The following is a 15,010-nucleotide window of genomic DNA, read 5'->3' as shown; positions in this document are numbered from 1 at the left end:
CAGCTGCCCGGCGATGATGGAGGGCCCGCTAGCGGGCCCTTTTTCTTTTCATGTCCCCTTCCTCCAGCGATCGACAGACCGGCACCCTCGTCCAATGGGACGATGCCAAGGGCTATGGCTTCATCGCGCCCGATGGCGGCGCGGCACGGCTCTTCGTGCACATCCATGCCTTCGCGGCCCGCCCCCAGCGGCCGGTGGTGGGCGAGAGGCTGAGCTTCGCGGCAGGGCGCGACGCCCAGGGCAAGCCGCGGGCTCTGGTCGTGCGGCCCATCAAGGTGCCGGCCGCACCCGCCGCGCCGCGCGACCGCCAGCGCGTGCTGTTGCTGATCCCGGCCTTTGCCGGCCTCGTGCTGACGGTGCATCTGCTGTGGGGCGTGCCCAACTGGCTGTGGGGCATCTACTCCGCCATGAGCATGGCGAGCTTCATCGTCTATGCGCTGGACAAGCGGGCAGCGAGGCGTGGCGACTGGCGAGTCGGCGAGAACACCCTCCACGCCCTGTCGCTGGCCTGCGGCTGGCCGGGGGCGCTGCTGGCCCAGCAGCTGCTGAGACACAAGAGCGTCAAGCCGGCGTTCCGCCGCGTCTATTGGGCGACGGTGGTCCTCAACGTCGCCGCCTTCGTCCTGGTGTTCACGCCGCTGCTGAAAAGCTGAATTCGCCCAGGCCCTCGAAGGCCAGCTTGCCGCGGGCCGGGCCCCTCAGTGCATGCAGGCCACCCCAGGCGCCGGTCGTGACGACGGTTCCCGCGGCAGCCCTTGCACCCGCGTGCTTCAACCACGCCGGCAGCACGCCCGACGGGTTGTTCAGCGAATGCCCGCCGCGGCGCACGATGTCGGGCTGACCTTCGAGGCTGAGGCGCCATTCGAGCTGACCCCAATCCAGCTCGCGCCAAGGCTGCCAGGCGCCCAGCAGCAGTCCGGCATTGGACTGGTGGTCGGCCATGCGCAGCAGGGCCGGCGCGTCCAGGCCTTCCTGCCAGCGCGAGGCGACCAGCTCGACGGCAATGCACATGGCTTCGGGCCTGCCGTCGGCTTCGATGCGCAGGGCCACTTCGGCCTCGACGCCGAGCAGCGCAGTGCCGGCCGCCGGATTCACTGGCGAATGGCTGAAGGGTCCTGAGGCACTGGCGCCGCCTGACTTCCAGCGATCGAAGCGCCAGCCCAGAGCGAGAGCGACGCCGTCCTGCACCGCATAGGCATCGGCCTCGTGGCGGACGACATCGACCCAGTCGCCAGCTTTCAACAGGCTGCCGTCACGATGGCAGGCCGCAAGCTTTTCGATCAGCGCGTTCTTGTTCATGACCGCAGTGTCGGCGAGGCGGCTGCCCGACGAATCGCCGCGACTTCCGGGTCCGGCAAGCCCAGCGACTTCAGGAAGGCCTGGTGCTGCTCGGGCGACGCCGCCTCGAAGCCGGCATGCCATCGACGCATGTCCTCGTCGCTGAAGCCGGCCTGGCGCAGCAGGGCCACCCAGTCAGCCTTGCCGCGGGCGCGGCGCAGGGCGTGGAACTCCGGCATGGCGAGCAGCCGCGCCAGTTCCTGCTGCTGCTCGCGCAGGCGATCGACCTCGTTGCTCAATGCAAGCAGGCGTTGCTCAAGCAGCGCGGCCGGCCCGCTGGCTGGGGGTCTCGACAGCAGTTGCTGGATGGCGTCCAGCGACAAGCCGGCTTCGCGGTAGCGGCGGATGGTCTGCAGCCGCTGCACCTCGGCCTCGCCATAGAGCCGATAACCCGCCTCGCTGCGCGCCAGCGGCTTCAGAAGGCCGAGCGATTCGTAGTGCAGCAACGAGGAACGCGCCAGGCCCGTGGCGCGGGCAAGGCGACCCAGGGTCAGTGGCGGGCTCATGCGGGCAGTGGCAGCAGGTCGGGGGGGATGAAGCGCAGGCGGGCTTCGGGTGTGGCCAGCAGTGTCGGCGAATAGTGGCGGGCCAGCAGCCCTCGCGCGTCGTCCAGCAAGGCCACGTCGTCGGGACCGAGGGCTGCCATCAACCGCAGCAGGGCCTCGGTGACGGTGCGGTGGAACTTGGCGTGGGCGCCGTGGTGGGCGGCAAAGCGGGCGATGTCGGCGCAGGTGCGCTCGATGGCGACCTCCAGCGGCGCCCGTTGCAGATGCAGCCGGGCCAGGCGCAGATGCTGGCGGTGGCCGAATTCGCTGGCTGGAAATTCGCAGGCGGCCAGGGCCGCGAGAAAGGAATCGTCGTCGAGGCTCATGGCGTCTCCGAAAGGAAAACCATGAGCCTCAGGGTGACGGCAGCCGTCAGGTCAAGGGCTTCATCAGCCGAAGCGGAAGCTGGACGCGGTCACGCCGCCCAGGAAGCCGGTCTCGTGATAGTTGCAGGTGGCCGTGTCGCCCTCGGCGGCGCCGGCCGCAACCATCAAGGGCAGCAGATGCTCCTCGCGCGGATGGGCCAGGCGGGCCGCCGGGGCCTGAGCCCAGGCCTGCAGGCGCTCAGCACGGCCATCCGGGGTGGGTAGGGCGCTTTGCAGCCAGCCGTCGAAGGCGGCCGAGGGCTCACGCCCCTGCATGCCGTACAGGCGCAGGTTGTGGAAGCTGAAGCCGCTGCCCAGGATGAGCATGCCCTCGTCGCGCAGCGGCGCCAGCGCCCGGCCCAGGGCCAGGTGGTCGGCAGGGCTGAGGCCGCGCTTCAGCGACAGCTGCACGACCGGCACGTCGGCGTCCGGATACATGGGCACCAGGGTGCAGAAGGCGCCATGGTCGAAACCGCGCTGGGCGTCGCGCGCCGCGGGCAGGCCGGCGGCCTGGATCAGGGCGACGACACGCTCGGCCAGCACCGGGTCGCCCGGGGCCGGGTAGACGACCTCATAGGTGTGGGCCGGGAAGCCGCCGTAGTCATAGAGCATGCCCGGCGCCGGCGAGGTCATGACCGTAAAGGCGGTCTCCTCCCAGTGGGCCGAGATCATCAAAATGGCCTTCGGCTTCGCGGGCAGCGTGGCGGGCAGCGCCTGCAGCGAGGCTTCGAGCTGGGCGTGGGCGCGACGATAGTCGCCATCCATGAAGGGCCAGGGGCCGCCGCCATGGGACAGGAAGAAGGTGGGCAGGCGAGTGTTTTGCATGCCCCAAAGACTAGGCCCGCCGGAGCGGGCCTGGTTTCAGCCGGCTTGACGCCGGCATTCGCAAAAGTCGAACGCCGATCAGGCGGCGCGACGGCGGCGGCCGGCGGCCAGGGCAGCCAGGCCGGCAAAGCTCATCAGGGCCAGGCTGGTGGGCTCGGGCAGGCGGTTGCCGGGGCCGGTGATGGAGGTGTCGTTGGCCAGCTGCCAGTTCAGGATGTCGTGGTTCTCGATGCCGGAGCCGGTGGCGGCCGTGAAGCCGACGAAGGCGTCGTTGGTGCCCAGGGCGGCGGCAATGTCGATGCTGAAGTCGGTGATGAGCTGGATCAGGGCCGAGCCCGATTCCTGCACGCTGACGTTGAGCAGCTTGGTGTTGCCGTCGTAGTTGACGAAGGCCGACCAGATCTTGCCGTTGCTCATGCAACCAGCGGCCAGGTGGTTGCCAAGATGGCAGTTGTTGACGCCATAGGGCGAAGCGGTGGCCAGGCTGTTCAGCGACCCGTTGACGTCCACGGCGACGTGGTTGCTGCCGCCGGTTTCGCCGTTGTCATAGGTGTCGAACTCGATGGCGACGCTGTTGGCGACGCCCTGATAACCCAGACCGCCACCCACGCCGCCCAGGCCCGACGAGGCCTTGGACAGCACGAAGGTGAAGCCGTCGGCCGGGTCGATGCCGCCGGCCTGGTCCATGCGGAACTGGAAGCCGGTGCTGAAAGTGGCGCCGGCGCCAAGCGAGATGGCCGTGGTGCTGAAGCCCGCGCCGGCGGCGTTGAAGGTGGAAGGAGTCAGGCGCAGATCACCGCCATTGACCGCCGTGGAGCCCACGCAGGTCAGCGAAGAGGCGCAGGCGCCGGTGAAGTTGGCGTAGTCGATGACCAGGGCGGCCTGGGCCTGCGGGGCGGCCGCGGCAAGGGCAAGAGCGGCAGCGGCGAAAAGCGAGCGACGGGTCATGTCTTGTCTCCTCCAGAGGTTTGGCATCAGGTATGCAAAACCGATGCCAGAGCCATTCGTTCATGGGGGCGGACGACTCCCCATCGCTCTGCGCCGGCCTCCGTTGTCAAAGCCCTCGACACCCCCTAATTTGTCGGCATCGAGGCCCGTCGATAATCCGCGCCCCATGTTGACGACTCCCCAGGACACCGACGACTCGCTGCGCCCCGACCGCGTGGAGGACTACTTCCGTGACGGCGCGGCGCCGGTGGAGGCGCTGCTGTGGTGGCAGCTCGAGCGCCAGGACGCGCTGCAGATCGCCTTGCGGGCGCTGTTCCAGGGCCCGGCCGGCCTGACCCGGCTGCGCCTCTGGGTGTTCTTCGAGCTCATGGCCCTGCGCGAATCGCGTCTGACCCGCGAGGCGCTGAACCAGGCCTTCCATGTGCTGCGCGACGAAGCCCTGGACAACGTGCTCAAGCGCCTGCGCGAGGCCGAGCTGCTGGTCTGGGACTCGACAGCCCAGACCTATGCGGTGACGCCTCTGGCCCAGCAGGTCGTCGGCCTGTTGCAGCCCCTCACGCAGGAACAGGCGCCCGACGGTGACCTGGCCTCCCTGCTGGCCGGTGTGGCCGGCGCCCACCAGCTCGGCACCCTGCAACCGGCCCAGTTGCAGCATCTGCTGGCCCAGCTCTCCCGCCTGTATGACGAGTTTGCCGACGCCATTGCCAGCGGCAGCGAGTTCGCGCTGCGCCGCGCCCGCACCCGTTTCGAGAAGGCGCTGACCCTGGTGGACCGGGCCGGCGAGGCCCTGGGCGCCATCATTGCGCAGGCCGAATCGGCCGGCGAGGCGCGCCTGGAGCGGCTGGCGCGTGAACTGGGCCTGGCCCAGGCGCGGCTGCTGGCCATGGCCAGCCAGTTCAACCGTGCCCTTCAGCAGGCCGACCGCCAGCGTGTGACTCTGGGCTCCACCGGCATCACGACCACCGACGTGCGCCGCTGGCTGCAGAGCCAGGGCGACCTGGCCGCGCTCATGGCCGGTGGCTTGCAGCGCCCGGTGCATCCGGTGCTGGTCGCCCAGCGAGACCTCGTCGATACCGCCGAGGCCGAGTTCGAGCGCGATCGCCCCAAGCCCTCCGAAGCCGCCGCACTGCCCCAAGGCCAGGCAGCGCCGACCGGCGAGCTGGCCGTCATGCAGTTGCCGCCCGACATGGACCAGATGCAGGCCCTGTTGACCACCTGGGCCGCTTCCGACCCCGTCGAGCGCGACCTGACACCCGCCATCCTCGGCGGCAGCTACGCCCGCGCCGCCTACCGCGCCCAGCTGCTGCCCCTGTTGGGCGACGCCCAGGCGCGTCACCTCAAGGGCGCCACCGGCGACATGGCCCGCCAGCCCTGGAGCGTGCGCTGGTCCGCCGAGCAAGGCGAAGTCGACGACGAGTTCGTCAAATGGATGAGCCGCGGCGTCCTCACCCCTGAATCTCCTGCTACATGAGCCCACTCGACGACTCCCAGCAACTCGCCGCGCAACTGCTGGCCCGCCGCTGGCTGCCGCGCAGCCACCCCCTCGTGAAGCGCGCGCTGATCGACACCGAGCTGTGGAACCAGCTCGGCGCCCGCCTGGCCGGCGTCGGCCTGCAACTGGTGGACAACGTGCACGCCGACCACATCGCCGTCGCGCTGATGCGTCCGGCCGAGAGCGCCGTCTTCGGCGAGACCGGCCTGGCCGCCAACAACAATCTCGACATCCCGCGCGATGGCGTGGCCCTGCTGGTGGTGCTGTGGTCGCTGATCGTGCTGCCCAAGCGCCAGCGCCAGGTGGCCCGCAGCGACGCCATCCACGCCGGCCAGGGCGAGTTCTTCGCCACCGACAAGCCCATGCCTCAGGCTGCGAGCGTTGCGCCCTTGATCAGCTACCGCAGCCTGCTGGCCGACTTCGGCGACCAGCTCGGCAAGAAGCTGCGCCTGGACACCAACCTCAAGCTGCTGGAGCGCCATGGCTTCGTCACGCGCCGCGGCGAGGACATCGCCGAAGGCCCGCTGCTGGACCTGCTGATCGACTACGACCTGCTGGCGCCGCGCATCCTCGACGGCGCCCTGGGTGACGTGCTGGCCCGCGCTGGCCATCCCGTATCGCGCCCCGAAGAAGCCGAACAACAAGATATCGACGACTGATGTTCCACCTGCAATCGCTTGAACTGCTGCACTGGGACTACTGCCAGCGCGTCACGCTGCCGCTGGACGGCGCCATCATCACCATCGCCGGCCCCAACGGCTCGGGCAAGACCACGCTGCTGGATGCCATGCGCACCCTGCTGGGCCTGGAATGCTCGGGCGGCCGCACCTACAAGACCTATGCCCGCCATGCCAATGCCGAAACGGCCTGGCTGCGCGCCCTCGTCGACAACCGTCCCCGCTCGCGCCAGAACAGCAGCCGGCCGTTCGCCAGCTCGCTGCTGTATGCCGACCAGGTGACGCTGGCCTGCCGCATCGAGCGCCACGGCGGCGACTGGGTGCGCCGCTACACCATCCTGGACGGCGTGCACGAGATCGAGCAGCTCGCCGAGAAGGGCGACCGCGACTGGCTGGGCATCGAGGCGTGGAAGAAGCGGCTGGAAGCCGCCGGGCTGACGCGCGCCATCGGCCGCGTGCTGGCGCTGGAACAGGGCCAGACCGACCGCCTGTGCGAGCTGTCGCCCAAGGAGCTGCTGCGCCTCGTCTTCGAGGTCTTCGGCGACCAGGAAGTGCTGGACCGCTACGAGCAGGCCCGCAGCCACCAGCAGCATCTGGGCAAGGAAGTCGAGCAGGCCGGCGCCGAACTGGCGCACACCCAGGCCCAGCTCAGCGACCTGGCCAACCGCGTCAACAGCCACCGCCAGTACCAGCTCAAGATCCAGGAGCGCGAGCGCCTCGCCACCGAGGTGCTGCCTGTGCTGCGCTGGAGCGAGGCGCGCGAACGCATCACCCGCGATGCCCGCGAACTGCACCGCCAGCGCTTGTTTGCGTCGGGCGACGTGAAGGCGTTGAGTGAAAAGCGCGCGGCCCTGCACGGCCTGTTCACCGCACAGGAAGCGGCGAAGGAGCGCTTGAAGGCGCTGGATGGCGAGCGCCGCGAAGCCCGCGCCGCCTTCGACGCCGCCCGTGAGGCCGAACGGCCCGCCGAGGCCCTGGTCAAGCGCGAGGACGAGCTGAAGGCCCTGGCCGACGTCGAGGCCGATGCCGCCGCGCTGACGGCCAGGATGCAGAAGCTGGCCAGCGAACGCGAGCGCCTGCGGGCCGACTACACCCGCGCCAGCGACAAGGCTTCGCGCGCCCAGGCTCAGCTCGGCGAGCTGAGCGGCAAGCGCCTGCCTCCGCCGCCGCCCGAGGTCGCGCCGATGAAGCGGGCGCTGGACGATGCGGGCATCGCCCATTACCTCGTCGCCGACAGCATCGACATCGCCGACGAGACCTGGCGCGCCGCCGCCGAAGGCCTGCTGCGCCCGTCGCGCTGGGTCGTCGTGCTCAAGCACCGCAGCGACGAAGGCCGTGCTTTCGACATCGCCGCCAAGCAGCGCTACCGCCACTATGTCGTCGCCGACACATCACCGGTCACGCAGGCACCTGCTGGCACGCTGCTCGCAGCGCTGAACGTCAGCGCACCGCTGCCTTCCTGGCTCGCTCGACAGCTCGGCGGCATCCGCTGTGTCACGTCGACGGAAGAGGGCGCCCAGGTCGGCGGCGAATGGATCACGACCGACGCCTACTACCGCGATGGCCGCGGTGGTCGCAGCGTCTTTGTCGAGCCGCGCGACCACCAGTTCGGTGCTTCCGCCGTCGATTCGCGCCGTGGCGCGCTGGAGAGCGAACTCGCCCGCTGGGACGGCGAGCTGAGCCGCATCGCCAAGGCGCAGGCCGAGGTCGAGCGCCAGTTCAAGGATGTGCAGCGCGCGGCTGTCGGCCACAAGGCGGCGCAGGAGCTGAGCGAGCGCGCCGACGAGTTCGCCGAAGCGCGTTCGCGCTTGCCCGTGCTGCGCCAGGCGCGTGCCGAAGCGTCCACGCGCATGAGCGCGCTGGACAGCGAGCACGACCGCGTCGTGCGCGAGTCCACGCGCAGTGAGCAGGCCTATGAAGGCGCGCAGATTGCGCTGAAGGACGGCGAGGGCTCGGCCGCAGGTCGTCTGCGCGAGCATGAGGCCAGGCGCGAGGCGCTGCGCAAGGCGTCGCAGGAGTCGCGCAAGCAAAAAAGCCAGTTCCCCAAGTCCTGGGTTACGCCCGCGGCCCTTGCCGCCGCGCGCGACGAATTCGAGAACGCTCGCCAGGCCGAGATCCGTGCCCATCACGTCGACCAGGAACTGGAAGGCGGCCACTGGGAGGTAGATGCCAGCGTCGTCGAGCGCCACGCCCGCATGGCCGCCCAGGTGCATGAGCAGGACAGCCAGCTCAGCGACCGCCGCGCCAGCAACGAGATGGCCCGTATCGCCGCCTTCAATGCCCGCGAGCGCTATATCGATGTGCTGCGCGCCACGGTGCGCCGCTACAAGAAGAACGTCGCCGAGCTGGGCGAGCTGGCCGGCACGACCGCCGAGGCCGTGCTGCCGCACCTGGACAACGACGACACCGTGCTGTCGCAGGCCGGCCTGCAGGTCAAGTTCAACTTTGACGGCAAGGGCGAAGTCGGCCTGAACGATGGCGAGGCCTCGGGCGGCCAGCAGGTGCTGAAGAGCCTGATCCTGCTGGTGGGCCTGATGAAGGACGACGAGACGCCGGGCGGCTTTGTCTTCATCGACGAGCCCTTCGCCCACCTGGACGTGCGCAACATCCAACTGGTCGGCCATTTCCTGCGCAGCACGCGGGCCCAATACCTGCTGACGACGCCGATCACGCACAACGTCGAGGTCTTCGAGCCCAGCGAGATCACGCTGGTGACGAGCAAGAAGCCGCGCGGCGAACGCTGGGCGCCGCCCATCGCCGTGCTGGCGCGCCGGCCGGAAGTGTCCGTCTATGAGTGACTGGGACTACCCGTCGCCGTTCACGCTGGCCTTGACGCCGGCGCCTGAGCACATCGACGGGCTGGCCCACACCAACAACGCGGTGTACGTGCAGTGGTGCGAACAGGCGGGGTGGGCTCACTCCGAGGCGCTGGGCCTGTCGCTGGACGACTACCGCCGCCTGGACCGCGCCATGGCCATCCGCGAGGGGCACTACGAGTACCTGCTGCCGTCCTTCGAAGGCGAGGCCCTGGTGCTGGGCACCTGGCTGACGGCCAGCGACAGCAGGCTGACGATGGAGCGGCGCTTTCAGCTCCAGCGTGCCAGTGACGGCGTGACGCTGATGCGCGGCCGTTGGGCGCTGATCTGCATCGAGATCAGCAGCGGCCGGCCCAAGCGCATGCCGCCCGAATTCCTGAGCATCTACGACGCCGCGGTGGTGCCCAGCGCCGCAGCATGAAAAAGCCCGGCGGGCGGGCTCGGGTGTGAGCCGCCTTACCGGGCGTTGCGGGTCCTGTCAGAAGCAGGAATAGCGGTAGGTGTCGTCCAGGTCCAGCGCCAGCACCAGGGTGCGGATCTTGGCGGCATTCATCGCAGTGCAGAGCTTGTCGCGCGCCCCCTTGGTGTTCTTGCGGTATTTGCTGGCGTACTCGGCATTCAGCACCGGCTTGCCCTTGCTGGTGAACACCGAGTAGCCGCCGCACTCGCTGTATTCATTGCACTGCTCGTTGAGCGCGAAGTCGTAGAAGGGCTCCAGCGTCGTGAGCTGATCCACGTCGTTCTTCAGGCCCACCGCCAGGCCGCGCGCATGGGCTGCATTGGCGATGTATTTGTTGTAGTCGATCTGGGTGGCGGAGGTCAGCGGGAAACCGGTGCCGTTGGTGTAGCCATCGACGTTGTCGGGCTCGACGCCGTCGCAGCCCTTGGAGCGGGCCAGGTCCAGGCGGCTCAGCATGATGGATCGCACATTGGCCGAGCGCGTATCCAGCCACTTCTCGCCGGGCCAGCCGTCCAGGTCGTTGCCCTTGTCGGCTGCATGGAACTTGCTGTAGTCGGGGCGCCAATCTTCCGAGCTGCCGGCCGAGAAGTAGCAGATCACCTTGCGACCCTGGGCGTGCAGTGCGTTGATGGTGGCTTGGGGCGTGTCGAACAGGTCGATGTCGTAGGCGGCCACGTTGTAGCTGGTGTTGACCGTGCCTTTAAGCTGCCATTGCCAGCTGAGGTTGACGGGCGGTTTCCACCACGACTGTGCTTGTGCCGCCGACAGCAGCGAGAACCCCAGCGCCAGTGCAGCGCCGTGCTTGATCCAGGAAGTTGCCTTCTTCATCCGTGCGTCTCCAGGGGTGTTGCCCGGCGCCATGCCGGGCGGGTGGTTGCGCCGTGGCGCAAAAGTCAGAAGGCGTACGAGGCGCCGACCGTGATCGAGCGCCCATAGGCCGAATAGTTCAGCGGCGGGCGATAGCCGATCTCGAGGTCCGTGCGTTCGACGCTGTTGGTCAGGTTGCGGCCTTCGAGGCTGAGCTTGAAGCCCTTGGTGATCTCGTAGGACACCTGCGCGGTCACCCAGGTCAGCGGCCGCGCGATGGAGCGCAAGCCCAGGCCCGCAGCGTCGTTGGCCACCACGGTGGACTGGGTGCGGTCCCAGGCGAGGTTGGTGCTCCACGGGCCGCGCTCGTACAGCAGCCCGAGCGACGTGGTGGCGGGCGCCACGTTCTCCAGCGGGCCTGCGTACTGGCCGTTGACGACGGAGCGGGAGCGGTTGCGCGTGTACTGGGCGCGCACGCCGAAGCCGTTGTCCCACAGATGCTGCCAGCCCAGTTCCACGCCGCTGACGCTGGCGCGGTCGCCGTTGACGGGGTGGATGACGGTGAACAGCACCGGCTGGCCGTGGTCGTCCTTGGTGCCGAGGTCGAGGTCCCGGTCGGACACCTGGGTGACGAAGTTGCGGATGCGCTTGGAGAACACCGCCAGCGTGAGGGCCGAGCGGGGCTGGTAGTACCACTCCAGCGAGGCATCGAGCTGGCGCGCGCTATAGGGCTTGAGCTTGGGGTCGCCGGAGACGGTAATGACGTCGATGCCGCCGGCGGCGCCGTCCGAGCGCGTCGGGGCGAGCTGGTCCACGCCCGGGCGGGCCATGGTCTTGGCCGCGCCGGCGCGCAGCTGCCAGTTGTGGGCGAACTGCCAGGAGATGTTGGCCGAGGGCAGGGCCTGGGTGTAGTGGCCGCTGTCTGACACCGCCTGCGGGTCGCTGTACTGGACGATGAAGGCGCTGGTGGGGACCGTGGGGTCGACCTGGTAGGTCACGAGGATGTTGCTCGTGGCGCTCTGGGCCTGCGTGCGGGTGCGCACCAGGCGCAGACCGAAGTCGGCGTTCCAGTTGTCACCCGACAGGTCGGCCTGCACGAAGGCGGCCGTGGTGTTCTCCTGCACCCGGTAGCTCTGCATCGGGTTGAGGATGGGCAGGGTCTTGTTCAGGTCGAAGGGCGTGCCGTCGGCGGGGTTGGTCTTGCCGTCGAGCTTCTTGAGCGCGTCCAGGTAGGCCTGCACGTCGAAGGCCAGGAAGCTGCCCGGCACGTTGCCGCCGGCCTTGGGCATGTAGTTGGGCAGCGTGAACTGGCGCTGCAGCACGTCCGCGCCCAGGGACGCGAAGCTGGTGGCCTCGCTGCCGGAGTACTGCACCGAGCCGTTGGTGAAGTCGTTGTCGTAGGTGTCGCGCGACTTCTGGCGGCGCGTGGCCGAGATGCCGAAGTTCAGCGCGTCCCAGGTCACGCCGCCCCAGCGCGCGTCCAGCGCGAGTTTGCCGCCCAGGTTGATGCCGGTGACGCGGTCCTTCAGGTTGTCGCCCCGCAGGCCGACGTAGTGCGGGCCGAAGTCGGCATTGCCGAGCTTGCCCTGGGCCAGGGCCGTGGCGAGGTCGCCGCCGCCCGGCAGCGTGACCGACAACCGGGGCAGGGCGTCGCCGTCGGCCTTCCAGGTGGCCGATGCCGGGGCCGTCAGGTCGGCCACCACATAGGTGTCGTTGCCGCCGCTGCTGCGGCGCGACGTGGACACGTAGAGGTCGCTGTTCAGCGTCAGCTTGTCGCTGGGCTTCCACTCGCCGGCCCATCCCAGCATGCGGGTGCGCACGCGCCGGTCGGTGGTGATGTTGGCGAGCTCGGGCACGAGGTCGTTCATCGCCATGCCGGTGACCATGCCGTCGCTATTAACCTGCACGTCGTGCCAGCGGCCCTCGGCGTAGTCGGGGTAGTAGGCTTGCCGGTAGCCGACCTGGGGCGACTTGAGCTCGGTGGCCAGCAGGTCGACGCTGCTGCGCAACGCCGCCGAGGGCCTCCATTCCAGCGTGCCCGACAGCGCGCTGCGGCGCTTGTCTTCCATGATGGCGCCGAAGGTCATGCAGCAGGTGGTGAAGAGCTTGTGCTCGTCGGCGTCGATCTGGCCGTTGCCGTTGACGTCGATGTCGTAGTCGCGGAAGTAGGTGTACTCGGCCATGTCGGTGCGCACCTTGCGGTGCTGCACCACCGCGCCCAGCAGTACGCCGACGGTGTCGCCGGCGAAGCTGTTGCTCCACACGCCGCTGAGCTTGCTGCCGTTGAGGCGGGACATCTGGTTGCGGTCGGCGTCGAGCCTGACCATGCCGCGCTGGCCCTTCTGGTCGAGCGGGCGGGCGGTGCGCAAGGCGATCAGGCCGCCGATGGCGCCCTCGGTGTTCGAGGCCTGGGCCGATTTGATGACGTCGGCGCCGCTGAGGATTTCGGCTGGCAGCACGTCGAAAGCAAAGTCGCGGCCCGCGCCGTCGGTGGCGAGGATGCGGCCGTTCAGCGTCGTCAGCGAATAGCCGGGCCCGAGGCCGCGCACGCTCACCGACAGGCCCTCGCCACCCGGCGCGCGGCGGATGGCCACGCCGGTGATGTGGCTCAGCGAGTCGGCCACGTTGTCGTCGGGAAAGCGGCCCAGCTCCGTCGCGCTGATGCTGTCCTGCACGCCGGCCGCATTGCGCTTGAGCGTCAGCGAGCGCTCCAGGCTGGCGCGGGCGCCCACCACCTCGACGCGTGTCAGCGAGGTATCCGTCTCCTTGGTGCCGGCCGGTGCGTCAGCCGGCGCCATCTGCGCCAGCGCGGGGCCGGCCAGCGACATCAAGGCCGCCACGGCCACGGGGTGCAGGGCGAAGCGGCCGCCAGGGGTTGCGCGCAGGCTCGGGGTCATCGGATTCCTCCTCGGTGATGCCGCATCGAGGCGGCGCAAATCCATCAGGTCTCAACCCGTTTTGGGCTGGCGAAAGTCTACGAATTACTTCGTTTGCTTTCGTATATGGTTTGCACCCAGGATTTGTACTTTCGAAATTGGTGTTTTCGAAGGTGAAAAATCGAAATCGAAACAAAAGAAAACAACGTGCAACCGATGGCATCTGCGGCGCCATGACGCACATCTGCCCGGCGCTTATATGTTTCGTATACGAACCGTATATAGTCGCGGCATGGGAATCGTCAAAATCTCCGATCCGATGCACGAGAGCCTGCGCGTCGCCAGCCAAGCCTTGTCGCGTTCCATCAATGCCCAGGCCGAGCACTGGATGCGCATCGGCATGCTGGCCGAGTTGCATCCGCAACTCAGCCACAGCGAGATCTGCCAGCTGTTGATCCGTGCCGAGCAGGAAGGCGGCCTGGACCTGGCGCGCGTCGCGGGTTGGGCTCAGCCGGCCAAGGCCAAGGGAGCCCGGGCATGAAGAGCCTGAAACTGCGCACGCCCGACGAGGTGGCCAAGGCCCGCGAGGCTGGCCACCTGATCGCCGAGGTGCTGGCCATGCTCAAGCCCCACGTCGTGGCCGGCGTGACGACCGAGGAGCTGGACAGCATCTGCCACGACTACATCGTGGGCACGCTGAAGTGCATCCCGTCCAACGTCGGCTATCACGGCTACCCCAAGACGGCCTGCATCTCGCCCAACCATGTGGTCTGCCACGGCATCCCGTCCAAGGACAAGAAGCTGAAGAAGGGCGACATCGTCAACGTGGATGTCACGCTGACCAAGGACGGCTGGTTCGGCGACAGCAGCCGCATGTTCATCGTCGGCGAGACCAATGTGCTGGCGCGCCGCCTGGTCATGACAACCTACGAAGCCCTGCGCGCCGGCATCCGCCAGGTGCGCCCGGGTGCGACGTTAGGCGATGTCGGGCATGCCATCCAGAAGGTGGCCCATGCGGCTGGCTTCAGCGTGGTGCGCGAGTACGGCGGCCATGGCATCGGCGACGTCTATCACGACGAACCTCACGTCAACCACTTCGGCCGCCCGGGCGAAGGCCTGAAGCTGCAGGAGGGCATGATCTTCACGATCGAGCCCATGATCAATGCGGGCGGTGCCGGCATCCGCGAACTGAACGACGGCTGGACCGTCGTCACGCGCGACAAGTCGCTGTCGGCGCAGTGGGAGCACATGGTCACCGTGACCAAGGACGGCTTCGAGATCCTGACGCCTTGGCCGGATGGGGTGGGCGAGTATCCGGCGATTGATTGATGGGGGCTTGAGCTTGATTCGCGCTGGGTGGCGAATTTTGCTATTCGCTGCGCACTCGGCTGCTGGGGAGCTACTTCCACAGCTGCCACCACTTCCAGGGTTCTGGAATTGCTGTGGACGCAGGCTTGCTTTCGAGAGATGGGCCGGTGATGGCGCCATCTCCATCAATTGAATAGTCGCAGCAGTCCGTTCGTCTCAATCGGACCAGGATTCTTGGGTCTTGCCCGCCGTATCGGAGCGTGTCGACGCAGCACACTTCAATCGCACGACAGGCTTGCTCAATCTCTGCCTCTGTTTCTGGCTGCCTGACGAAGTAGGTATCAGAGTTGGTGTCGGTCAGTGGCGCGAGCAGCGCGGGGGCTTCGTTTTCGGGCGCAGCGCATGAGAGGCACTGCCCGCACCAGGTTCCGTCGGAAGCGATGTCGCCCAACGTGTAGAAGGCCCCAGCCGCATTCTTCGGAAAGCGGCTCGGGTGTTCAAAGTAGTCGTTGCTCATTGCTGATCTGCTGCAAAGCGTTCCTTCGGCACCGGG

The 15,010-nt window shown here is 68.3% G+C and carries 15 protein-coding genes; 7 read left to right on the top strand and 8 right to left on the bottom strand.

All coding sequences use genetic code 11. The features are described 5' to 3' along the window. Nucleotides 1-50: 50 nt before the first annotated feature. Nucleotides 51-653 (top strand): DUF1294 domain-containing protein, encoded by a 603-nt coding sequence (locus tag ACS5PN_RS06635; protein ID WP_439463134.1) that lies wholly within the window; start codon nucleotides 51-53, stop codon nucleotides 651-653. On the opposite strand, the gene ACS5PN_RS06630 is transcribed toward ACS5PN_RS06635, so the two are convergent. From ACS5PN_RS06630 to ACS5PN_RS06610, 5 genes are all read right to left on the bottom strand, one after another. Further along, nucleotides 631-1,299, bottom strand: coding sequence for a hypothetical protein (locus ACS5PN_RS06630; protein ID WP_439463133.1), 669 nt, complete (start codon nucleotides 1,297-1,299; stop codon nucleotides 631-633). The two genes, ACS5PN_RS06635 and ACS5PN_RS06630, sit on opposite strands and share 23 nt — an antisense overlap. Further along, nucleotides 1,296-1,844 (bottom strand): MerR family transcriptional regulator, encoded by a 549-nt coding sequence (locus tag ACS5PN_RS06625; RefSeq protein WP_439463132.1) that lies wholly within the window; start codon nucleotides 1,842-1,844, stop codon nucleotides 1,296-1,298. The genes ACS5PN_RS06630 and ACS5PN_RS06625 overlap by 4 nt, the downstream gene beginning before the upstream one ends. Further along, nucleotides 1,841-2,209: a hypothetical protein gene (locus ACS5PN_RS06620; protein ID WP_439463131.1), complete on the bottom strand. Its 369-nt coding sequence runs from the start codon at nucleotides 2,207-2,209 to the stop codon at nucleotides 1,841-1,843. Before ACS5PN_RS06620 ends, ACS5PN_RS06625 begins: the two co-directional genes overlap by 4 nt. A gap of 63 nt (nucleotides 2,210-2,272) precedes the next feature. Next, the gene (locus ACS5PN_RS06615) at nucleotides 2,273-3,073 is read right to left on the bottom strand and encodes a DODA-type extradiol aromatic ring-opening family dioxygenase (RefSeq protein ID WP_439463130.1); all 801 of its coding nucleotides are present in this window, start codon (nucleotides 3,071-3,073) and stop codon (nucleotides 2,273-2,275) included. A 78-nt stretch (nucleotides 3,074-3,151) separates the two neighbouring features. Continuing rightward, entirely contained in the window at nucleotides 3,152-4,021 is an 870-nt protein-coding gene (locus ACS5PN_RS06610; RefSeq protein WP_439463129.1) for an L-type lectin-domain containing protein, read from the bottom strand. Between the two features lie 166 nt (nucleotides 4,022-4,187). On the opposite strand from ACS5PN_RS06610, the gene ACS5PN_RS06605 reads away from it, so the two are divergent. From ACS5PN_RS06605 to ACS5PN_RS06590, 4 genes are read left to right on the top strand one after another with little or no spacing between them, the layout of a single operon-like run. After that, nucleotides 4,188-5,492: a hypothetical protein gene (locus ACS5PN_RS06605; protein ID WP_439463128.1), complete on the top strand. Its 1,305-nt coding sequence runs from the start codon at nucleotides 4,188-4,190 to the stop codon at nucleotides 5,490-5,492. Then, nucleotides 5,489-6,172, top strand: coding sequence for a hypothetical protein (locus tag ACS5PN_RS06600; RefSeq protein WP_439463127.1), 684 nt, complete (start codon nucleotides 5,489-5,491; stop codon nucleotides 6,170-6,172). Before ACS5PN_RS06605 ends, ACS5PN_RS06600 begins: the two co-directional genes overlap by 4 nt. Beyond that, a complete protein-coding gene (locus tag ACS5PN_RS06595; RefSeq protein ID WP_439463126.1) occupies nucleotides 6,172-8,988 on the top strand; it encodes an ATP-binding protein in 2,817 nt (938 codons plus the stop codon). Before ACS5PN_RS06600 ends, ACS5PN_RS06595 begins: the two co-directional genes overlap by 1 nt. After that, complete coding sequence (locus ACS5PN_RS06590) at nucleotides 8,981-9,427, top strand: acyl-CoA thioesterase (protein ID WP_439463125.1); 447 nt, start codon at nucleotides 8,981-8,983, stop codon at nucleotides 9,425-9,427. Before ACS5PN_RS06595 ends, ACS5PN_RS06590 begins: the two co-directional genes overlap by 8 nt. 57 nt (nucleotides 9,428-9,484) lie before the next feature. Here ACS5PN_RS06590 and ACS5PN_RS06585 read toward each other — a convergent pair whose 3' ends face one another. Further along, complete coding sequence (locus ACS5PN_RS06585; protein WP_439463124.1) at nucleotides 9,485-10,294, bottom strand: endo alpha-1,4 polygalactosaminidase; 810 nt, start codon at nucleotides 10,292-10,294, stop codon at nucleotides 9,485-9,487. A 65-nt stretch (nucleotides 10,295-10,359) separates the two neighbouring features. Beyond that, nucleotides 10,360-13,170, bottom strand: a complete 2,811-nt coding sequence (locus ACS5PN_RS06580; RefSeq protein ID WP_439463123.1) for a TonB-dependent receptor — start codon at nucleotides 13,168-13,170, stop codon at nucleotides 10,360-10,362. Between the two features lie 271 nt (nucleotides 13,171-13,441). Here ACS5PN_RS06580 and ACS5PN_RS06575 point away from each other — a divergent pair, with 271 nt between their 5' ends. Together ACS5PN_RS06575 and map are read left to right on the top strand one after the other, a co-directional pair. Beyond that, a complete protein-coding gene (locus ACS5PN_RS06575) occupies nucleotides 13,442-13,690 on the top strand; it encodes a ParD-like family protein (RefSeq protein ID WP_439463122.1) in 249 nt (82 codons plus the stop codon). Continuing rightward, the gene (gene map / locus ACS5PN_RS06570; RefSeq protein WP_439463121.1) at nucleotides 13,687-14,478 is read left to right on the top strand and encodes a type I methionyl aminopeptidase; all 792 of its coding nucleotides are present in this window, start codon (nucleotides 13,687-13,689) and stop codon (nucleotides 14,476-14,478) included. Before ACS5PN_RS06575 ends, map begins: the two co-directional genes overlap by 4 nt. A 70-nt stretch (nucleotides 14,479-14,548) precedes the next feature. Here the strand turns inward: map and ACS5PN_RS06565 are convergent, their stop codons facing one another. Beyond that, nucleotides 14,549-14,974 carry a hypothetical protein gene (locus tag ACS5PN_RS06565; RefSeq protein ID WP_439463120.1) on the bottom strand — a complete coding sequence of 142 codons (426 nt, stop codon included), beginning with the start codon at nucleotides 14,972-14,974 and terminating at the stop codon, nucleotides 14,549-14,551. Between the last annotated feature and the right edge of the window lie 36 nt (nucleotides 14,975-15,010).

Origin of the sequence: Roseateles sp. NT4, assembly GCF_051857475.1 — a bacterium.
Classification (GTDB): Bacteria; Pseudomonadota; Gammaproteobacteria; order Burkholderiales; family Burkholderiaceae_C; genus Pelomonas.
This window is presented reverse-complemented; position numbering and strand designations above follow the sequence as displayed.